This window comes from uncultured Pseudomonas sp. (assembly GCF_943846705.1).
In the GTDB taxonomy this organism is placed as follows: domain Bacteria; phylum Pseudomonadota; class Gammaproteobacteria; order Pseudomonadales; family Pseudomonadaceae; genus Aquipseudomonas.
In genome coordinates, this window is sequence record NZ_OX044366.1 from 169,030 (window position 1) to 189,065 (window position 20,036).

Genomic DNA, 20,036 nt, shown 5'->3' on the forward strand with positions numbered 1-20,036 from the left:
TAAAAGCAACGGGTTGTATGTAGGGGCGTCGCCAAGCGGTAAGGCACCAGGTTTTGATCCTGGCATGCGTTGGTTCGAATCCAGCCGCCCCTGCCATTCCGTCATAAGACGGGTAGGCAACTCAATGCACTCGGTTACACAAGATACAGGGGCGTCGCCAAGCGGTAAGGCACCAGGTTTTGATCCTGGCATGCGTTGGTTCGAATCCAGCCGCCCCTGCCATTTTCTGTACTCATCCAGGTATACCCTCAGCCGGCAGGTACTGCGCGTGTCCAAGATGATGGTCTTTACGGGGAACGCTAACCCCGATCTGGCGCGACGTATCGTACGTCAGCTGCACATTCCCCTCGGTGATGCTTCTGTCGGTAAGTTTTCCGACGGCGAGATCATGATTGAAATCAATGAAAATGTTCGTGGTAAAGACGTTTTCCTGATTCAACCGACGTGCGCGCCAACCAATGACAACCTGATGGAACTGGTAGTGATGGCTGATGCCTTCCGCCGCTCCTCAGCCACCCGAATTACTGCAGTTATCCCCTACTTTGGCTATGCCCGCCAGGATCGCCGTCCGCGCTCCGCTCGTGTGGCTATCAGTGCCAAAGTTGTGGCCGACATGCTCACCGTAGTAGGTATCGACCGGGTTCTTACCGTCGACCTGCACGCGGATCAGATCCAAGGCTTCTTCGATATCCCGGTAGATAACATCTACGGCTCCCCCGTACTGGTGGACGATATAGAAGACCAGCGCTTCGAAAACATGATGATCGTTTCCCCAGACATTGGCGGCGTCGTGCGTGCACGTGCCGTGGCCAAATCCCTGGGTGTTGATTTGGCGATCATCGACAAGCGTCGTGAAAAAGCCAACCACTCCGAAGTGATGCACATTATCGGTGATGTTGAAGGCCGTACCTGCATCCTCGTCGATGACATGGTGGATACCGCCGGCACCCTGTGCCACGCGGCCAAAGCGCTGAAAGAACATGGCGCTTCCAAAGTCTTTGCCTACGCCACACACGCTGTACTGTCTGGCCGTGCCATCGAAAACATCGAAAAATCTGTACTCGACGAGCTGGTGGTGACTAACACCATCCCGCTGTCCGCCGCAGCGCAATCCTGTTCGCGTATTCGCCAACTGGATATCGCCCCGGTAGTCGCTGAAGCGGTACGCCGCATCAGTAATGAAGAATCGATCAGCGCGATGTTCCGCTAACCCGGAATACGCCCTGAGCGCACACGCCCTGCCCTGACGGCATGGCCTTTCAACCAACCGTCCCGTCGCTGGTCGCAAGCGTAACGGACGGTTTGGTTATTTTGGAGAAATGAAATGACTGCTGAATTTACCCTGAATGCTGAAGCGCGTTCCGACCTGGGGAAAGGTGCGAGCCGCCGCCTGCGTCGTAACGTTGCCATGGTTCCAGCCGTAATCTACGGTGGCGACAAAGCCCCGCAATCGATCAGCCTGCTGGCCAAAGATTTCGCCAAGCTGCTGGAAAACGATGCTGCCTACAGCCACGTGCTGAGCCTGAACGTTGCCGGCACCAACGAAAGCGTACTGATCAAAGCCCTGCAGCGCCACCCAGCCAAAGGCTTCGTGCTGCACGCTGACTTCATTCGCGTTGTCGCTGGCCAGAAACTGACCGCCCTCGTACCCCTGCACTTCCTCAACGAGGAAACCGCAGTTGGCGTGAAGCAGCAAGGCGGCGAAGTTTCCCACGTTCTGTCTGAAGTAGAAGTGTCCTGCCTGCCGAAAGACCTGCCAGAATTCATCGAAGTCGACATGACTGCCGTTGAAGTTGGTCAGATCATTCACTTGGCCGACCTGAAGCTGCCGAAAGGCGTTGAGCTGGTTGCTCTGGCTCACGGTAACGACCTGGCCGTGGCTAACATCCACGCACCGCGCGTTGTTAAAGAAGACGAAAGCGAAAGCAAAGACGAAGGTGAAAGCGCTGCCGAGTAATCGTGCACCGCTGGAAGACAGCCCAGCCATTGGCTGGGCTTTTTCACATAAAGGGCTCCTGACATGACTGCCGTACAACTGATCGTTGGCCTGGGTAACCCTGGCCCTGAATACGACCAGACCCGGCATAATGCGGGGGCCCTTTTTGTTGAGCGCCTGGCCGACAGCCAGCGCATCAATCTAAGCGTCGACAAAAAGTATTTTGGCCTAGTTGGCAAATTCAGCCATCAAGGCCGCGATGTTCGCCTGCTGATCCCCACCACCTTTATGAACCGCAGCGGCCAAGCCGTAGCGGCACTGGCGAATTTCTTCCGCATCCCGCCGGAAGCCATTCTGGTGGCTCACGACGAACTCGACATGCCCCCCGGCGTCGCCAAACTCAAACAGGGTGGCGGGCACGGCGGACATAACGGGCTACGCGACATCATCGCTCAGCTCGGCAATCAGAATAACTTTTACCGCCTGCGGCTTGGCATTGGCCATCCCGGGCACAGCAGCATGGTCTCCAACTTCGTCCTCGGCCGCGCACCACGCAGCGAACAGGAACTGCTGGATACCAGCATTGACTTTGCCCTTGGCAGCCTGCCGGAAATACTCGCAGGCGACTGGAGCAAGGCCATGCACAAGCTGCACAGCCAGAAAGCCTCCTCTTAACTCTTTACCGCCATTCGCGCGAGGGACACATCATGGGATTTAACTGCGGCATCGTCGGCCTGCCCAACGTCGGCAAGTCCACCCTGTTCAACGCCCTCACCAAGTCAGGGATCGCGGCAGAGAACTTTCCGTTCTGCACCATCGAGCCGAACAGCGGCATCGTGCCGATGCCCGATCCACGCCTCGCCGCGTTGGCAGCCATCGTCAACCCCAAGCGCATCCTGCCAACCACCATGGAATTCGTCGACATCGCCGGCCTGGTGGAGGGTGCATCAAAGGGTGAAGGCCTGGGCAACAAGTTCCTCGCCAACATTCGCGAAACAGATGCCATCGCCCACGTGGTGCGCTGCTTTCAGGACGACAACGTGATTCACGTTGCCAACAGCGTCGACCCCAAGCGCGACATCGAGATCATTGACCTCGAACTGATCTTCGCCGACCTCGACAGCTGCGAAAAGCAACTGCAAAAGACCACCCGCAACGCCAAGGGCGGCGACAAAGAAGCCGTCGCGCAAAAAGCCCTGCTGGAAAAACTCATCCCCCACTTCAGCGAAGGCAAGCCAGCACGCACGCTGATGAAGACCCTGGGCGATGACGAGAAGCAACTGGTACGCGGTTTCCATCTGCTCACCAGCAAGCCGGTGATGTACATCGCCAACGTCGCCGAAGACGGCTTTGAGAACAACCCACTGCTCGACATCGTCCAAGCTATTGCCGACGCTGAAGGCGCACCCGTGGTACCGGTGTGCAACAAGATCGAAGCAGAAATCGCCGAACTCGACGACGGCGAAGAAAAGGACATGTTCCTCGAAGCCCTGGGCCTGGAAGAGCCCGGCCTGAACCGGGTCATCCGCGCGGGCTACGAGCTGCTCAACCTGCAAACCTACTTCACCGCCGGCGTTGAAGAAGTCCGCGCCTGGACCGTAAAAGTAGGCGCCACCGCCCCTCAGGCCGCTGGCGTCATCCACACCGACTTCGAAAAAGGCTTTATCCGCGCCGAAGTCATCGCCTATAACGACTTCATTCAATACAAAGGTGAAGCCGGCACCAAGGAAGCAGGCAAGTGGCGCCTGGAAGGCAAGGAATACATCGTCAAAGACGGCGACGTCATGCACTTCCGCTTTAACGTCTAAGCGAGAATGGATCTAAACAGACCCTAGCGAACATAAGCCCCTTGAGGAGAGACACCTCAAGGGGTTTTATTTTTCCGCACGTTTAACCCCGTGACGCCACAGGCATCACAATTTGAGTCACTGACCTGGGCGCGATATCGGCAGGCTTGCTTACAAGAAGCCTCACCACATACCGTCAACCATGAGCAGCGCTACCTGTCAGCGGTATTTTCTGAGCTGATCCGTCTGGGTGCCTGGAGTGTTGTAAATCCTTTGGCCAAGATCCGTCAGATCAAGACAGACCAGACCGAACTAACTTTTCTTCCCCCTAGAGCAGATCAATCAGCTGCTCGATGTACTGGACTTTGTTGTAGATACCGCGCACGCCGGGAGCCTTGTGGCTCAACTGGGCTTCGATATGGTCAGCAGTAAATCCATGTTCGTTAAGTATGGTGCTGGCGATATGACGGAAGCCGTGGCCGGTCTGCCTGCCCTCATAACCGAGGCGGCGCAGGGCCATTAAAAACACGGTGTCGCTGTGTGGCTTAGTGCGATCACTGCGACCAGAGAACAGCAGGGCATAGGCTCCAGTGATCGGGCGCAGCTCTTCCAGTAGGGCAATGGCCTGCCTACATAACGGCACCAGATGTTCGCGGCCCCTCTTGCGGCCTTTGCGTTCTACCGGGATCGTCCACAGCTTCTTGGCAAAGTCGAACTCTGACCATTCGGCTCCCTTAACTCGCTGGGGCGCACGGCCAACAGGGTCAGCAGGCGCAAACCAATATGTACGTCCGTGGCGTGAGGGTATGACCGGATTGCTCGCAGTAAGGCGGGCAGCTCATCAGCGGACACATGAGCGTAGTTCTCGGCCTTACCTGCTGACAGGAACTTATGCACACCGTCCAATGGGTTGTTTATGGCGCGGCCTGTCACGCGAGCCAGGCCGTACACGTCTTTACAGTAAACCCGCACCCGACTCATCTACTCAAGAATGCCTTGCTGCTCCACGCCGCGCAGCAGCTCCACCCACTCCATAGACAATATGCCGGTGTAGGGACGCTTGCCGAAGGTGGGGAACACATGACGTTCAAGCGCACCTATTACCCGCCTGGCAGTGCCTGGTCCCAGTTGTTGAGGCGAGAGGCGTACCACTCCCGCGCTAAGTGCTCAAAGGTGTTGTCGGCTGCCGCCTGTTCTTCTGCCTTGCGCGCCTGCTTACTGGCGAGCGCCCCCCCCTGAGGCGTCGGCGCGTAATTCGGCTGCCTTCTGCCTGGCCAGTGAGCCGCCCACTTCGGGGTACCCACCCAAGCCAAGCCATGACCACTTGCCGCCTGGCTTCTTGTAGCGGAATTGTCATGACTTTTGGCCGTCTGGCTTGACTCGAGAGTACAGGCCCGCGCCGTCTAGCTCGCGCTATTCCTTGGCGTCAGGCTCCAGGCCCGCAAGGGCTGTGTCTGATAAGGGGCGGCGTTTGATCTCTGAACGCTTCATTTTTGTGTATGCCCTCAGTTCAACTTTTGTTGAAGCATACACAGGGGCATACACGGTGGGAAGGTATAGGGTTAGACAGAGGTGAACAGCCAGATACAAGAAAGCCCGCACTAGGCGGGCTTCTTGAGGTGTTTCGGAGACTGTCTGAGACAGGTCGAAACAGGTGTTTGGTGGCTACGCAGGGACTTGAACCCCGGACCCCAGCATTATGAATGCTATGCTCTAACCAGCTGAGCTACGTAGCCGAGTGGCGCGCATTATTCGCGCCTTGGGCATATGTGTCAACCCTTCTGTGAATAAATTTTCTGCGTCTGATCAAGCGCTTACACGCTAGGCGAAACGTTCAGCGCTGAGCGCCTGCTGTTCAGGCAGCGCCACATATCACCCCTACCCCGCGCCCTGCGCCCCAGCCAATGTCGATTTTTCAGTAGTGAGCACGATCTTGTGGCCTCAGGTCCCGCGATCGATAAAAAGCGCTATTACTGCAATCCCGCTCATTGCGGCCTAGACCTGCAATTTTGCCTATGCCAATTCGCGCACCACGGGCAATGCTGCAGGCTGCCTCATGACCGCGAGCCCCAACTGGAAAGGTGAAATCCGGCGGCTATCACGCAAGTGATTCGATCCGAGACGGACTTCAACATGGCGCTTTCCGCATGCAGCTGTTCAGCCCGGCCAACCGCGACAACTACCCCTTCAGCGAGCGCTGCGTACCGAGCAGCAATCCGCTAAAGATCAGCGCCGCGCCAAACCAGTGATAACCCTGCAGCCCCTCCCCTAGCAGCAACCAACCCAGAACGGCGGTAAATACCGGCATCAGGTAGTTGGAGAGCGCCGCTTTGGCTGCACCGAGCACGCGGATAGCGTGATTCCACGCGAGGTAAGCAAGCAGTGAGGCGAAGATCGCGGTGTAGCTGATGGCGGTGAGATTACCTAGGGTCAGGCTGAAGTGCGCGCCTTGCGCCAGTTCATACAGATAGAACGGCAGGATCAGCGGTACACCCAGCAGTATCAACACACCGAGCAGCGCCAGCGGCGGGATCGGCTGCAAATGCGCGGCCCAGCGCCTAAGCAGCAATGAGTAGAGCGCCCAGTCGGCCACTGCCAGCAGCATGATCAGATCGCCCGTATTGAATGCCAGGCCGCTAAGGCTAGCCCAGCTGCCTTTGCTGATCAGCACCAGCAAACCGCACGCGGCCACGGCCATGCCCCACCAGGCACGGCGCCGAGGCCACTCACCGAGCAGCAGCCCCGCGCCAATAAAGGTCATCAGCGGCAGGCAGGTACTAACCAGGGTGATATTGATCGCTGCAGTGGTTTGCGCAGACACATACAACAGACTGTTGTAGCCCGCGATGCCGACACCCGCCAACACCAGCAAGCGCCAGCCAGCTGCCCGCAACTCAGCACGATGCTGCCACAACGGCCTGGCTACAAAGGGCAGTAGCAGCGCCAGCGCCAGGCTCCAGCGCCAGAACGACAAGGCAAGTGGTGGGATCTCGCCGGCAAAAGCTCGCGCCACCAAGGCATTGCCAGACCAACAAAGCGTTGCCAGCAGCAGACCAGTAATCGCATAACGCGTGGAGGATTGCATGCCTCAGCTCTGCCCGAGCAGGCGTAGGCGGTATTGCGACGGCAATTGCTCCATACCGCTGACCGCCATATTAAGGCTCTTCCAGCGGCCATCCTTGATGCCGTAGATGTAGCCATGCAGCGACAGCGACTGACCGCGGCGCCAAGCATTTTGCACAATGCCGGTGTGGCTGACGTTAGCCACTTGCTGGATCACGTTGAGCTCACAAAGGCGATCGAGCCGCTCTTCCTCGCTGGGCAGGTGCTGTAAATCGATCATGGTTCATTCCCGAGTTCGTCGATGGGCACCATAGGAGCGCCACGGGCTTTTGACAAGCCGGTGCGCCCCGCTGCCACAGCAGGTTTGCTCAGGTTCGGCGACGCCACAACTGCCTGATAACGTCAACAGCACTTGGCTCACGCCACCCGAACCGCACCCGAGCAGCAGGCCCACCGCGCCTACTAAGCGCACTAAAAACGGCCGATTAATTTGGAGGAAAACGGCTACTTAGTGCATAGTGCCGGGCTGTCAGAGGCAGTTAAGATGGCACAAGGCCAGACGACCAAAGCCTGCGGAGCATGCGGGTTGTGCCCATACCGATGGCTGATATTGGATCAGCCGACTGTCGGTATTTCTGGATATAGAGGGCGACCTTTAGGTTAGCGCTCAAAATGTAGCAATACGTACATTCAAGGGGCCTGCGAACGCGCTTGGGGGCTGATAACCAGAGTGTTTCGCGCGCCCCGCTGCTCGCCTGGTCTAATCCGTGGGTCATTCCTCGGCATCTGACTCTCCTGCGTATGCAGGGGGTAGCGCTAAAACGGGGATATATCCACCCACGTCGATTACATGGGCGAGGCTTATGGGAAGTGTTGCTCTGCATGTGGAACAGGGCGCACTGGGCTTGGGCAAATTAGCCGTAACTCAGGGCTTACCTAAAAATTAAAACGTAATTCATGCCTCGAAAATATGGTTACGCACCTAAGGAGTAACGTGATGAAACCCGGATTTATTCTTATACCCACCCTATTGATGGGACTGATGGGCTGCGCCAGCCAGAGCCAGCCTGACGCGACCAACAAAGATGATGTGTATTTGAACGCATGGACCAAAGAGCGCAAGGCCAAGAACGCACTGATTATTAGACCGGCTTCTGTTGCACAGACTGCAGAGCCTGCTGTGACGCCCGAGCCGACTATGGCCGCGGCACCAATGCAGTCCAGCCAAGCAGCCGGCAGCGAGTCAATGATCTCGGCGAACCAGTGCTGGGTTCAGTCCATCGTCCGCCCCAAGCCGATTCAGCAGCCCATTGATGTTCTGGTGAAAGACGCGGTCAATACGATTGAAGTCTCCCAGGCGCAACTGAGCCAAGACAGCAAGCGCGTTGTAAGCAAAGAAGGCGTGACCATGTATACCGTGGAGCCGCCAGTCTATGACGCCGTGACTGAGCGCGTTGAAGTGCGCCCGAAAATTGTCCGTAAAGTGGTGATACCGGCCGTATTCAAAGAGCAAATGGAGACCGTTGAAGTCGAGGCCGCCAGGACTGAACTGGAAGTCTGTAAAGCGGCCGGCGTGCAATTCGCTCAGACAACTTCCGCGAGAACCTTGTGCGCCCGTTTGATCCCGGCGGTAACCACCACGGTCACGCAAATGAAGCTGGTGAAACCCGAAACCATCCAGGAAATCGTCGAGCCTGCTGTTTACAAAGAAGTGACGCGCTGGAAACTGATAACCCCGGCACGTGTGGTTGAAGTGAAAATACCTGATGAGAACATTGATGTTCCGGTTCAGCTGATTAGCCAGCCAGCCACGCAGGAAGAAAAGCAGCTACCTGCAGAAAGCCAGCAAATGCTCACCACCGTGTATGACGGTGCCCCGCAAATGGTCACTGTTCGCGCGGTGTGCCAGGACGAGCTAAATCAGCCGATGATTACCTCCCTGCAAAATGCCTTGAATGGCGCTGGGGTTAATCCTGGTCCGGTAGATGGCACCCTTGGGCCAAAAACCGTTGCTGCTCTAATGGAGTACCAGCATAAAAACGGCCTTGCTTATGGCGCACTGACCTATGAGAGCCTCGAGCACCTCAACGTTCAGCCGTAAAGCCTGAGTCATACCTCGGCAGGTGCGCACTTTGCAGAGCGCACCTGCCGAGGTCAATGCTGGGGCTGTGCACTGGCTTCATCGACACCAAGCCCGACCACCTTGTCGGCTCTCCCATCTCAAACAAGCGCTCCAGCCAAAGCTAAATCCCCTGGCTGCTCGACGCGCACCCACCACGCAAGCATTCTCTGGCATCAGCCTGTCGGCAGCTGCCCGCCCCCTGATTTCTGGGACTTCGGAGCAGAATAAATCAGTCGAACAGCGGGCAGACCATTACCAGGGCATCTTCACGTCCGCCCACAGCCGGGTAATAGTCACGACGCCTACCCACTTCGTTAAAGCCGTAGCGCTCGTAGAGTCGATACGCCGCCTGATTGCTCGCCCGCACCTCAAGGAAGCAGTCATTAGCGCCCTGCGCCTGGGCCTGCTGCATCAGGTGCTCGAGCAGTTTCAGGCCCAGGCCACGGCCCTGGCTCTCAGCCTTGACGGTGATATTGAGCAGGTGCGCTTCGTCCATGATGATCTGGATCACGCCATGCCCCACCTGCTGCTCGCCCTCAAGCATCACCCAGCAGTTATAGGAGGTCAGGCTGTCGATAAAGATACCGCGCGTCCACGGATGGCTGAACGCGGCATATTCGATCTTCAATACCGTATCGATATCCGCCGCAGTCATCGGGCGGAAAGAAAGCGCATCACTCATTCAGATTGACTCGACAAGCGTAAGAACCGCGGCCCGCAGGCCGGGAAAGGTATGTTCACGTATTAGCCAGCCAGCGTTGACGCACCCTGCGCATAGCCTGCCACAGCTCGCGCTTGCGCTCGGGCTCATCCATCAACAACTCCAGGCCCGGCAAGGCCCAGGCAGCGCCCAGTCCGTCAACCTGTAACTCGCGGTTGTATGCCTCAGCATCCGCCTCACCGGCAAAACGAATTGCCGGCAAGCCGACCAGCCACAGGCAGCTGCAAGGCTCCTGCTCTTCCAAGCGGGCACCGACAAAACTCTGCACAAACTCCAGCGCCGCATCGGGGCCTTGGTCAATTTGCCCACGCACCAGCAACGGCCAGCGCACCGGCTCGCCAATCAGCTGCGGACTGTCGGGCAAGCCGGCGGCGCGCAGCAGATCCTTGAGCAGCAAGTAGGCCGGATCGCGACCTTGCAGCGGTTCGCCGGTGGGCAACTCGACCAACACCGCACAGGCACCGGCGCGTAACAGTTGCAGGGCAAAACGTGGCGGCGTAACGGGGGCAGGCTTTGGCTCAGTACTCTCGGACTCGCCCTCAACAACCTGGGCTACGGCCTGGCGCGCCGCAACAGCTGGCCGTGGCACTTCAATTTTCGCCCGCACAACGGCCAGCTCTTCGGCTGCCGGCTGCACATACGCCGGCGCTGCTTCAGCCACCCGCTGACGCTCTACTGGCGCGGCCAGCGCGGGTGGCTCGGGTTCAGGCGCAGCCTGCGCTTGCAACAGCTCAGGCCGTGAAGGCGCAGCAAACGGCAGCTCCACGCGCGGCAACCAGCTGGCCACCTGCATGGCGCTCAGGTAGGCGCGACGGCGCAGTTCTGCAATCAAACGTCAGCCGCCTGCGGGTGAGCTTTCTGCCCGTCCTGCATCAGGTTCAACGCATTAACATAAGCCTTGGCCGACGCCACCAGAATGTCGGTATCGGCGCCATTGCCGTTAACGATGCGTCCGCCCTTCTCCAGGCGCACCGTTACTTCGCCTTGCGAGTCCGTGCCCTGCGTGATGGCATTGACCGAATACAGCTGCAGGTTGGCCTCAGAGCTGGCGATCGACTCGATGGCCTTGAAGGTGGCATCCACCGGCCCCGAACCCTGCGCGCTAGCGTTGCGCTCGACGCCGTCGACGCTGACCACTACTTGGGCTTGCGGCACTTCACCGGTCTTGCTCGCCACCTCCAAAGTCACCAGCTTGAAGTGCTCGGGGGCTTCCTCGTTGAGGGTATCGGAGACCAGGGCTTGCAGGTCCTCGTCGAAAATTTCGTGCTTCTTGTCAGCCAGCTCCTTGAAGCGGGCAAAGGCCGCGTTCAGCTCAGTTTCACCAGCCAGGACGATACCCAGCTCGTCAAGGCGCGAGCGGAAGGCGTTGCGCCCACTCAACTTGCCCAGCGAGAGCTTGTTGGTGTGCCAGCCGACCGACTGCGCAGACATGATCTCGTAGGTCTCGCGGTGCTTGAGTATGCCGTCCTGGTGAATGCCCGACTCATGGGCGAAGGCGTTGGCACCGACTATGGCTTTGTTCGGCTGCACCGGAAAACCAGTGATACCCGAGACCAGGCGCGAGGTGCTGAGGATATGCGGGGTGTCGATACGCGTGTGCACGCCGAGCAGGTCTTCACGGGTCTTGATCGCCATGACGATCTCTTCCAGCGCGGCGTTGCCGGCGCGCTCGCCGAGGCCGTTGATGGTGCACTCAACTTGCCGTGCGCCGGCCACCACTGCAGCCAGGGAATTGGCCACAGCCAGGCCCAGGTCGTTGTGGCAATGCACCGAGAACACCGCCTTGTCGGCGTTGGGCACGCGATTGAGCAGCTGGCGTATGGTTTCCGCATATTGATGCGGAATCGCGTAGCCAACGGTATCCGGGATGTTGATGGTGCGTGCGCCGGCGTCGATGGCCGCTTCGACGATGCGGCAGAGGAAGTCCAGCTCCGAACGCCCAGCGTCCTCGCACGAAAACTCGATATCACCACACAGGTTGCGCGCGCGCTTGATCGCATGCACCGCCTGCTCGACCACCTGATCGGGCTGCATGCGCAACTTGTACTGCATATGAATCGGGCTGGTGGCGATAAAGGTATGGATGCGCCCGGAGTTAGCGCCCTTAAGCGCTTCGGCCGCGCGGTCGATGTCCGCATCGAGGGCGCGCGACAGGCTGCACACGGTGCTGTCCTTGATGCTGTCGGCAATCGCCTTAACCGCAGCAAAGTCGCCGGGGCTGGCAATGGCGAAGCCGGCCTCAATCACATCGACGCGCAAACGCTCCAGGGCTTTGGCGATGCGCAGCTTTTCTTCGCCGGTCATCGATGCGCCGGGGCTCTGCTCGCCGTCACGCAAGGTGGTGTCGAAGATAATGACGCGATCGTTGCTGCTCATGCTGGTGCCCTCACGGATGCGCAAAGCACAGACCCGATGCGCGGGCTGTGTCGATAGAGGTTGATTGTCGCGTGAAACGCCGCGGGCGGGAAGCATGACACAGCGGCAAAGCCGAAGTGCCTGCGGCAAACGGCGCACACAAAAACGCTCAGCAAAGTGGCAAACGTCCGACCGTGAAGCCTTTGCAGGATGGGTTGAGCCTGCGATACCCATCGAGTCGTGGCAGATCAATCCCCTGATGGGTATCGCTGCGCTCAACCCATCCTACGGCCTAGGCCAGAACGCAAAACGCAAAACGCCCGCCAAAATGGCGGGCGCTGGTCTGATTTAACGAGCTAGAGCGAGACAAGGCGCAACGACCAACGGGAGTAACAGCCGCAGGCTGGCCCGAAGGGTGAGCGCCAGCGAATCAAAACGACGGGAAAGCGGAGTGTACTTTTGTACATGAGCATTTCCCGGCGTTTTTTAACCCCGTATCGCCGACGCGCAGCCAATCAGAGGGCTTGATCCCATGGGCGGTCGCCGCTGGCGTCCTTAATCCGGGTAGGCAGGCCCATCACGTCGAGCAACTTGAGGAACGGCTCAGCCGGTAACTCCTCAACGTTGGCCATACGCGACACATCCCAATCACCACGCGCCACCAGCAGCGCAGCGGCCACCGGCGGTACGCCCGCGGTGTAGGAAATGCCCTGGCTGTCAGTTTCAACATAAGCATCTTTGTGGTCAGCGACGTTGTAGATAAACACCTCAGTCGGCTTACCGTCTTTAGTGCCCTTGACCAGGTCACCAATGCAGGTCTTGCCGCTGTAGCCTGGGGCCAGTGAGGCGGGATCAGGCAGTACAGCCTTAACCACTTTCAACGGCACCACTTCCAGGCCTTCAGCGGTTTTCACCGGCTGCTCGGAGAGCAGGCCAAGGTTTTTCAGCACGGTGAACACATTGATGTAGTGCTCACCGAAGCTCATCCAGAAGCGCACATTGGGTACGTTCAGGTGCTTGGACAGGGAATGCACTTCGTCATGCCCGGTCAGGTACAGATTCTGTTCACCGACTACCGGCAGATCGTCGGTACGTTTGACTTCAAACATGCTGTTGCTGGTCCACTGGCTGTTCTGCCAGCTCCAGACTTGGCCGGTAAATTCACGGAAATTGATTTCCGGATCGAAATTGGTGGCGAAGTACTTGCCGTGCGAACCGGCGTTGACGTCGAGGATGTCGATCGACTCGATCTGGTCAAAGTACTGCTGTTGCGCCAATGCGGCATAGGCATTGACCACGCCCGGATCGAAACCGACGCCGAGGATGGCAGTCACGCCCTTCTCCTGGCATTCGGCCAGGTGATTCCACTCATAGTTACCGTACCAAGGTGGCGTTTCGCAGACCTTGCCCGGCTCTTCGTGAATGGCGGTATCAAGGTAGGCAGCGCCGGTATCCATGCAGGCGCGCAGCACCGACATGTTAAGGAAGGCTGAACCGACGTTGATGACGATCTGCGATTGGGTCTCGCGGATCAGTGCCTTGGTTGCTTCTATATCCAGCGCATTGAGGGCATAGGCCTGAATTTCAGCCGGCTGCTTCAAGCTGCCTTTGGCCTTTACGCTGTCGATGATGGCCTGGCATTTGGAGATGTTGCGCGACGCGATAGCAATACGACCGAGTTCGTCGTTGTGCTGCGCGCACTTGTGGGCCACCACCTTGGCGACACCTCCTGCACCAATGATAAGAACGTTCTTTTTCAATTTCTTTATTTCTCCTTCATTTGCTAGCTAGCAGAACCTGTTAAGACGCTTACGAACGCGCACAGAACCTCAAGATAGGCTGGACAGATAATCATCAAAGCCGAATTCGCGAACCACTTCGACGCTGCCGTCGAGTTGCTTCACCACGATGGACGGCATTTTCAGGCCGTTAAACCAGTTCTTCTTGACCATGGTGTAACCCGCTGCGTCGATAAACGACAGACGATCGCCGATGGCCAGCGGACGATCGAATTGGTATTCGCCGAAGATGTCGCCTGCCAGGCACGATTTGCCGCACACCATGTAGGTGTACTCGCCATTGCAGGGCTCCATCTTGGCGTTGAGCCGGTAGATCAGCAGATCAAGCAGGTGTGCTTCGATCGAGCTGTCGACCACGGCCAAATGCTTACCGTTGTACAGGGTGTCGAGCACCGTGACTTCCAGCGAAGAACTCAGGGTGATCGCCGCTTCACCTGGCTCTAGGTAGACCTGCACGCCGAAACGCTCGGAGAACGCCTTGAGCCGTGCGCAGAACTGATCCAGCGGATAGTCCTCGCCGGTGAAGTGGATACCTCCACCGAGGCTGACCCATTCAACCTGCTGCAGCAGATGGCCGAAGCGCTCTTCGATGGTCCCGAGCATCTGATCGAACAGCTCAAAGCTGCCGTTCTCGCAGTTGTTGTGGAACATAAAGCCGGAGACCTTATCCATCACCGTGGCGATCTTTTCCGGGTCCCACTCGCCCAGGCGGCTGAACGGCCGCGCAGGGTCGGCCAGCAGGTAATCCGAGCTGCTCACCTGCGGGTTAACCCGCAGGCCGCGTACCTTGCCGGCGGACGCTTCGGCAAAGCGCTCGAGCTGACCGATGGAGTTGAAAATGATCTTGTCGCAGTTAGCCAGCATCTCGGGGATTTCATCGTCGGCCCAGGCCACGCTGTAGGCGTGGGTTTCACCGGCGAACTTCTGCCGACCGAGCTTGAGCTCGTACAAGGACGATGAGGTAGTGCCGTCCATGTATTGCTGCATCAGGTCGAACACCGACCAGGTGGCAAAGCACTTGAGTGCCAGCAACGCCTTGGCACCGGAGTGTTCGCGCACGTAGGCGATTTTCTCCAGGTTACCCAGCAGCTTTTGCTTATCGATGAGGTAGTACGGTGTCTTGATCATCTCTATGCCTATGCAAGGTCGGCCGGCAGGCAATCAGCGGTGCTGACCCCTCCCCGAAAAGTGGGGGCGAATTGTGCCGACAACCGGCGCATATCGAAAGGGCAATGGGGACATTTCGTCGATTACCTGACTGCCAATGACCCATACAGGCAATCGCCACGGCCCCGCGCGCGCCAACCAGATTCGCCAGAATGCCCGTCAGCGATGGCAACCACATGACAAACGGCGTCATGCAGGCCGATAACTGACACTCAAGCCTTGACCATAGCATGCAGTACAATCGCCACTTTTTTGCGAAAGCCCGCGGAGCGGATGCCCCGATGATCGATCCCAAGCGCGTATTGCGCGCCCTAGCTGAACACTGGACGTTGCTTGAGCCGCTCTGTGAGCGCTTTGATACGGGCACCTTGAGCCTGGTGGAGCTGCGCAACCAGCTCGGCAATCAGCTGCCTGAAGGCACGCCAACCGATGTCACGGCCCTGCTCGACCAGTGGATTCGCCTGGATATTCTGGTGCCGGTGGCCAAGAGCCCGAATCGCTTCGAGCTCAACGCACAAATTCACGACTTCCTCGCCTACCTGCGCCGCGAACACCGCCTGGGCCTGTGCCTGGAGATCGAAGCCTACTTGCGCCACCTCGAGCGTCTGGCGGGCTATATCAAGGATGCGTTTGAAGTACGCGACGCCGCCGATCTGGCCCGCCAGCTGCGCCTGCTCGATATGCGCGTGCGCGATGTATTGAAGAAGTTGGCCAACGACGAACAAGCCCTGGTGGCAGTGGCCGACCGGGCCAAGACCAGCGACCGGCAGATTCCGCTGCGTCAGCGTTACGCCGAAGTACTGGCGACCTGGGATGAATACGTCGAGCCGATGATTCAGCTGGTCGCCGCCGACGGTGCCTTCGAGCAGGGCGTGTACCGCGTCGAGCACGTATTGCTACGCCTACTGGGCGAACAACAGCGCCTCGGCCAATTGGTCGATGATGACCTGCTGCTGCGCACCCACGCGCGCATCCTGGAAATGCAAACCACCGCCCAGCTGACCTTGCGCCGCGCCCGCGAACTGTTACTGCCGCTGCGCGAAGAGGCACGCCGGCATAACGCGGTAACCCGTGGCGCAGCACTGGCCCTGGCGGCGATCCGGAAAAAGGGCCTGGACGCCGTGCCGCAAGCCTCACTGCCACTGTTCAGCCGCCCGCAAAGCACCTTTCTCGGCACGGCCTCGCAGGTGGAAGCCTACGTCTATGCCCTCGCCCGTTTCGAACCCAAGCCCGCGCAATTCCCCAAGGCCCACAGCAGCCGCAAGGGCGAAGCGCCGCGCGCGCCACGTACCGCTCGGGAAATGCTCGAGCGCTGCGAGCAGGCACTGCCGCTGCCCGACCTGATGGTCTGGCTGCTGGAGCAGGAGCCCGAAGGCGCCACCGATGAATTGCTCTACTGGTTTTCGCGGCTGTCGCGCGACAGCCGCTTCCAGCGCGAGCGCCTTGAGCGCCGCGACTACCTCACCCGCGAGCATCAGGTCAGCCTGAGCTCCTTTGCCCTGATCAAGCCGGCCGGGACCACTGCCCTATGAATATCGACCTGAAAGAACTCAGCCAACTCGCGCCGATCTTCCGCGAGCTGTTCAAGGGCTACCACATCAGCCGCAGCCACCCGGAGCTGTATACCCAACTGGCCGGCCAACAGGATGCCTACCGCGCCTTGTTCAAAGCCTTGGGCTATGAGCTGACCTGCGACAGCCGCGGCTTCTACTATTTCGTCCCAGAGCAGATGGGCGCCCAGGTCAACAAGACCGCCCAGCGCCTGGCACTGTTCACCTTTATTCTGGTGGAGCACCTTGCCGACCAGGGCCGCGACCCACTGGCCGTGTTGGATGGCGGCAGCCTCGGCCGTGACGAACTGCCGGCGCTGCTGGAGAAGTACCGCGACCTGTTCCTCCAGGCCGAAGTCACTACGGTTGAGGAGCTGGAAGAAAAAATCATGCGCCGTCTGACGCAGCTCGGTTTTGCCGGCGAGGACAACGGCATCTACCGCTTTCTCGCGCCCATGCACCGCTTCCTCGATGTGTGCCTGAGCGTGCAACAAGATCGCGACCTGGCCGCTACCCTGCACAGCAGTCTGCCACTGCCCACCCCGGTGCTGCTCGACGATGAGCCGGAAGACGCGATCATCCGGCTTACCGACGAGCCGCTCGAAGAGTCTGAAGAAGACGCCCTGGCTCGCGCCATGGCCGAAGAACGTGCTGCCCAGGAGATCGACGCATGAGCCAGGAACGCTACGGCATTCGCCGCTTCGCCCTATTGAATACCGCCGGCTACAGCCTCGGCCTGTTCCCGCTGGAAAACCCATTGTCGGTCTACGGTGCGAACAACCTGGGCAAGTCCGCCTCGATCAACGCCCTGCAATTTCCGATTCTGGCGCGCATGTCCGACATGAGCTTCGGCAAATACAGCCTGGAGCAGTCGCGCAAGTTCTACTTCGCCTCGGACACCAGCTACATCCTGGTCGAAGTCGCCCTGCCCCACGGCCCGCATGTGATTGGCGTGGCCGGGCGCGGGCCAGGTGGCGGCTTCGGCCACCAGTTCTTCGCCTACCAAGGCACCCTGGACCTGGAGCATTACCAGAAAAACGGCACCTGCCTGCGTCAGCGTGAACTGTTCAATAACCTCGAGCGCGAAGGCATCAAAGCCTACGAGTTGAAACCGGAGGAGCTGCGCCGCTTACTGGTCGGTGGGCACACCTCGGTGCCGCTGGACCTGACCCTGATTCCGCTGCGCTCCACCAGCGAACAGAGCCTGAAGACCTTCCGCGCGCTGTTTATCAACCTGCTGCACATGCGCGAGATCACCGCCGCCAAGCTCAAGCAGCTGTTCCTCGATGCGTTTGAACATAGCCTGCGTTCGGGCAGCGTCGACTACATCGCCGCCACCGAAGAAGCCTTCCGCGACGTGCGACGCATGGAGCAGGACTACCAAGCACTGGTCACCGCCGGGCCATTGATCGAAGCCCTGGCGGCCGGTGTGGCCCAACGTGAACTGCTGCGCGGTAAGCTGCACCGCATCTCCCCGCTGCTCGATTCGCTACTCGGTGCCTGGCAGGACTACGCCGGCGCGCGCCGTGAGGAACTGGTGATCCAGGCCGAGCATTACCAAGGCGAGCAGGATGGCCTGCAACAGGAGCAGCGCGGCGGTACCGCCGAGCTGATGCGCATGGAACGGCAGATCAGTGAAATTCAGCGCTGGTTAGGTGAGTTGTCGGTACTAAAGAACCGCTTTGCCCTGATCAGCGATGCCAAGGTACTGGAAGAACAGCTCCTCGCCGCCAAGGATGCCCATGACGAGCTGGCCGGTGCCCTGGCGCAATCGCGGCAGTTCTCCGCCGAAGACTTGGATGAGCGCCTGCGCGATCTGGAAAAGCGCCTGAAGTCGGTCAAGCAACAGCTCGAACACGCCGATAACAACAGCTACTCGCGCCTGCGTGAAGAGTTTTCCCAGGCCGATGTCGACCGCCTGATGCGCCTGTTCAACGGCCAGCTGTTCAGCCTGCCGCTAGGAGAGAAAGGCATTCAAGTCGCCGAAGGCGATGCCTGGGTGAAATCCCTGGAGGCGATTCTCGATGGCTTCAAGGGCGAGCATTTTGAAGTGCCGGGCCTGTCCATCGACCTCTCGCACATCGAACCACCCGCATTACAAGCACTGGCCGACCGCGCCGCGCTGCGCGACCAAAAAGATCGCCTCGACCGCGAATACAAACAACTGAAGACCCAGCAGGCCGTGGCCGCCGACCGCGCCGCCAGCAAGACGCAAGCTGAGCAGTTTTACCAGGCCGTTCTGGATGCGCAGAAGGCTCTGGAAGAATTCCGCAAGAGTCAGACGCTGGCCGTGGAAGAGCCGCAGAAACTTGAGCAACTGGCACAGCTGGAGGCCGCCCAGGACGAACTCAAACGCACCTCGGATGCCTTTACCGAGCGGGTGCAGCAGCTCTCCGCCAAGCTGCAACTGGTCGGCCGTCAGCTCGCCGACCTGGAAGCCAAAGAGCGCACCCTGGAAGACGCCCTGCGTCGTCGCCAATTGCTGCCGGCCGACCTGCCCTTCGGCACACCGTTTACCGACCCAGTGGACGACAGCCTGGACAACCTGCTGCCGCTGCTCAACGACTACCAGGACGCCTGGCAAAGCTTGCAGCGCGTTGACGGGCAGATCGAAGCCCTCTACGCGCAAGTGCGCCTGAAGGGCGTAGCCAAGTTCGACAGCGAGGACGACGTCGAGCGCCGCCTGCACCTGTTGGTCAACGCCTACGCCCACCGCCAAGACGAAGCCATTACCCTGGCCAAGGCCCGCCGCGCCGCTGTAACGGACATCGCGCGCACCCTGCGCAATATTCGCAGCGACTATGACAACCTGGAACACCAACTGGCGCTGTTCAACCGTGAGATCAACAAGCGTCAGGTGTCCAACCTGGCAAGCTTCCGCATTGTTCTCGCACCGAACAAGGATGCGCTTAAGCACATCGACCAGATCATCCACAGCGCCGGTCAGTACGAAGAAGGTGAAACCCTCTCGGTGTTTGACCTGCAGCAGAGCAGCGATCAGGACAGCAAAAACGAAGAGGCCAAGGAGTACCTGGCCCGCCTAGTAGCCGCCAACCATAACCAGCTGGGCCTGAAGGACCTGTTCGAGCTGGCCTTCGAAATTACCAAAGTGCATGGCCAGCCGGTGATCCACACCGACATCGACGGCGCGGCCTCCAACGGCACCACCATGACCATCAAGGCGCTGACCAACATGTACCTGTTGCTGCACCTGATGGACCGCGACCAAGCCGGCAAGGTGCGTTTGCCGTACTACCTGGACGAGGCGGCGGACATTGATGAGAAGAACCAGCAGGCACTGATCGAAACCAGCCTGCAGCTGGGCTTCGTTCCTATCCTCGCCTCGGTAAAACCCCAGGTCTCAGCGCACGTGGCCATCGACCTGGAAGGTGGCAGTGGGCCGAACGGCATCTATATCGACGAAGCGGATTGGAAATACATTCAGCGCCGCACCGCCGTCGCAGACAAAACCCAGGCCAAGGCACCGCACGCTGAACCGGCGTAACGCGTCTGACAACCGAGCTACAGACGCAAAC

The 20,036-nt window shown here is 59.2% G+C and carries 14 protein-coding genes, 3 tRNA genes and 3 pseudogenes; 11 read left to right on the forward strand and 9 right to left on the reverse strand.

What is annotated here, in order from left to right; all coding sequences use genetic code 11:
- The first annotated feature begins 21 nt into the window (after nt 1-21).
- The 7 genes and pseudogenes from Q0V31_RS00835 to Q0V31_RS00865 form a co-directional block, all read left to right on the forward strand.
- Nucleotides 22-96, forward strand: a tRNA-Gln gene (locus Q0V31_RS00835).
- A gap of 51 nt (nt 97-147) precedes the next feature.
- Nucleotides 148-222: transfer RNA gene (locus Q0V31_RS00840), tRNA-Gln, on the forward strand.
- 46 nt (nt 223-268) lie between these two features.
- A complete protein-coding gene (locus tag Q0V31_RS00845; RefSeq protein ID WP_090244757.1) occupies nt 269-1,210 on the forward strand; it encodes a ribose-phosphate pyrophosphokinase in 942 nt (313 codons plus the stop codon).
- A gap of 114 nt (nt 1,211-1,324) precedes the next feature.
- Nucleotides 1,325-1,957, forward strand: coding sequence for a 50S ribosomal protein L25/general stress protein Ctc (locus Q0V31_RS00850; RefSeq protein ID WP_298183150.1), 633 nt, complete (start codon nt 1,325-1,327; stop codon nt 1,955-1,957).
- Nucleotides 1,958-2,020: 63 nt separating this feature from the next.
- Nucleotides 2,021-2,611, forward strand: coding sequence for an aminoacyl-tRNA hydrolase (gene pth / locus Q0V31_RS00855; protein ID WP_298183153.1), 591 nt, complete (start codon nt 2,021-2,023; stop codon nt 2,609-2,611).
- 32 nt (nt 2,612-2,643) lie between these two features.
- The gene (gene ychF / locus Q0V31_RS00860) at nt 2,644-3,744 is read left to right on the forward strand and encodes a redox-regulated ATPase YchF (RefSeq protein WP_298183156.1); all 1,101 of its coding nucleotides are present in this window, start codon (nt 2,644-2,646) and stop codon (nt 3,742-3,744) included.
- An 84-nt stretch (nt 3,745-3,828) separates the two neighbouring features.
- Nucleotides 3,829-4,047: pseudogene (locus Q0V31_RS00865) on the forward strand (integrase); the annotation flags it as partial.
- 22 nt (nt 4,048-4,069) lie between these two features.
- Here Q0V31_RS00865 and Q0V31_RS00870 read toward each other — a convergent pair.
- The 4 genes and pseudogenes from Q0V31_RS00870 to Q0V31_RS00885 all read right to left on the reverse strand — a co-directional run.
- Nucleotides 4,070-5,214: pseudogene (locus Q0V31_RS00870) on the reverse strand (tyrosine-type recombinase/integrase); the annotation flags it as partial.
- A gap of 168 nt (nt 5,215-5,382) precedes the next feature.
- Nucleotides 5,383-5,459 (reverse strand) — tRNA-Met (locus Q0V31_RS00875).
- A 443-nt stretch (nt 5,460-5,902) separates the two neighbouring features.
- A complete protein-coding gene (locus Q0V31_RS00880; RefSeq protein ID WP_298183160.1) occupies nt 5,903-6,808 on the reverse strand; it encodes a DMT family transporter in 906 nt (301 codons plus the stop codon).
- 3 nt (nt 6,809-6,811) lie between these two features.
- A pseudogene (locus Q0V31_RS00885) lies at nt 6,812-7,057 on the reverse strand (carbonic anhydrase); the annotation flags it as partial.
- A gap of 726 nt (nt 7,058-7,783) precedes the next feature.
- Here Q0V31_RS00885 and Q0V31_RS00890 point away from each other — a divergent pair.
- A complete protein-coding gene (locus Q0V31_RS00890) occupies nt 7,784-8,887 on the forward strand; it encodes a peptidoglycan-binding domain-containing protein (protein WP_298183164.1) in 1,104 nt (367 codons plus the stop codon).
- A 250-nt stretch (nt 8,888-9,137) separates the two neighbouring features.
- On the opposite strand, the gene rimI is transcribed toward Q0V31_RS00890, so the two are convergent.
- From rimI to Q0V31_RS00915, 5 genes are all read right to left on the reverse strand, one after another.
- Nucleotides 9,138-9,590, reverse strand: coding sequence for a ribosomal protein S18-alanine N-acetyltransferase (gene rimI / locus Q0V31_RS00895; RefSeq protein ID WP_298183167.1), 453 nt, complete (start codon nt 9,588-9,590; stop codon nt 9,138-9,140).
- Nucleotides 9,591-9,645: 55 nt separating this feature from the next.
- Nucleotides 9,646-10,461, reverse strand: coding sequence for an energy transducer TonB (locus Q0V31_RS00900; protein ID WP_298183170.1), 816 nt, complete (start codon nt 10,459-10,461; stop codon nt 9,646-9,648).
- Nucleotides 10,458-12,005 (reverse strand): 2-isopropylmalate synthase, encoded by a 1,548-nt coding sequence (locus Q0V31_RS00905; protein ID WP_298183173.1) that lies wholly within the window; start codon nt 12,003-12,005, stop codon nt 10,458-10,460. The genes Q0V31_RS00900 and Q0V31_RS00905 overlap by 4 nt, the downstream gene beginning before the upstream one ends.
- Nucleotides 12,006-12,499: 494 nt before the next feature.
- The gene (locus Q0V31_RS00910; protein ID WP_298183175.1) at nt 12,500-13,744 is read right to left on the reverse strand and encodes a saccharopine dehydrogenase family protein; all 1,245 of its coding nucleotides are present in this window, start codon (nt 13,742-13,744) and stop codon (nt 12,500-12,502) included.
- A 69-nt stretch (nt 13,745-13,813) separates the two neighbouring features.
- Nucleotides 13,814-14,911, reverse strand: a complete 1,098-nt coding sequence (locus Q0V31_RS00915) for a carboxynorspermidine decarboxylase (RefSeq protein ID WP_298183178.1) — start codon at nt 14,909-14,911, stop codon at nt 13,814-13,816.
- A 320-nt stretch (nt 14,912-15,231) separates the two neighbouring features.
- On the opposite strand from Q0V31_RS00915, the gene mksB reads away from it, so the two are divergent.
- The 3 genes from mksB to mksF are packed head-to-tail and all read left to right on the forward strand — an operon-like array spanning nt 15,232 to nt 20,005.
- Nucleotides 15,232-16,482 carry an Mks condensin complex protein MksB gene (gene mksB, locus Q0V31_RS00920; RefSeq protein WP_298183181.1) on the forward strand — a complete coding sequence of 417 codons (1,251 nt, stop codon included), beginning with the start codon at nt 15,232-15,234 and terminating at the stop codon, nt 16,480-16,482.
- Nucleotides 16,479-17,174 (forward strand): Mks condensin complex protein MksE, encoded by a 696-nt coding sequence (mksE, locus tag Q0V31_RS00925; protein ID WP_298183184.1) that lies wholly within the window; start codon nt 16,479-16,481, stop codon nt 17,172-17,174. Before mksB ends, mksE begins: the two co-directional genes overlap by 4 nt.
- Entirely contained in the window at nt 17,171-20,005 is a 2,835-nt protein-coding gene (gene mksF / locus Q0V31_RS00930; RefSeq protein WP_298183187.1) for an Mks condensin complex protein MksF, read from the forward strand. Before mksE ends, mksF begins: the two co-directional genes overlap by 4 nt.
- The last annotated feature ends 31 nt before the right edge of the window (nt 20,006-20,036 follow it).

What these genes read in the sequence shown, in the direction of transcription:
- Q0V31_RS00850 (WP_298183150.1), top strand. Translation starts at nt 1,325, where the DNA reads ATGACTGCTGAATTTACCCTGAATGCTGAAGCGCGTTCCGACCTGGGG.
- Q0V31_RS00890 (WP_298183164.1), top strand. Translation starts at nt 7,784, where the DNA reads ATGAAACCCGGATTTATTCTTATACCCACCCTATTGATGGGACTGATG.
- pth (WP_298183153.1), top strand. Translation starts at nt 2,021, where the DNA reads ATGACTGCCGTACAACTGATCGTTGGCCTGGGTAACCCTGGCCCTGAA.
- Q0V31_RS00915 (WP_298183178.1), bottom strand. Translation starts at nt 14,911, where the DNA reads ATGATCAAGACACCGTACTACCTCATCGATAAGCAAAAGCTGCTGGGT.
- rimI (WP_298183167.1), bottom strand. Translation starts at nt 9,590, where the DNA reads ATGAGTGATGCGCTTTCTTTCCGCCCGATGACTGCGGCGGATATCGAT.
- ychF (WP_298183156.1), top strand. Translation starts at nt 2,644, where the DNA reads ATGGGATTTAACTGCGGCATCGTCGGCCTGCCCAACGTCGGCAAGTCC.
- mksF (WP_298183187.1), top strand. Translation starts at nt 17,171, where the DNA reads ATGAGCCAGGAACGCTACGGCATTCGCCGCTTCGCCCTATTGAATACC.
- mksE (WP_298183184.1), top strand. Translation starts at nt 16,479, where the DNA reads ATGAATATCGACCTGAAAGAACTCAGCCAACTCGCGCCGATCTTCCGC.
- mksB (WP_298183181.1), top strand. Translation starts at nt 15,232, where the DNA reads ATGATCGATCCCAAGCGCGTATTGCGCGCCCTAGCTGAACACTGGACG.
- Q0V31_RS00905 (WP_298183173.1), bottom strand. Translation starts at nt 12,005, where the DNA reads ATGAGCAGCAACGATCGCGTCATTATCTTCGACACCACCTTGCGTGAC.
- Q0V31_RS00880 (WP_298183160.1), bottom strand. Translation starts at nt 6,808, where the DNA reads ATGCAATCCTCCACGCGTTATGCGATTACTGGTCTGCTGCTGGCAACG.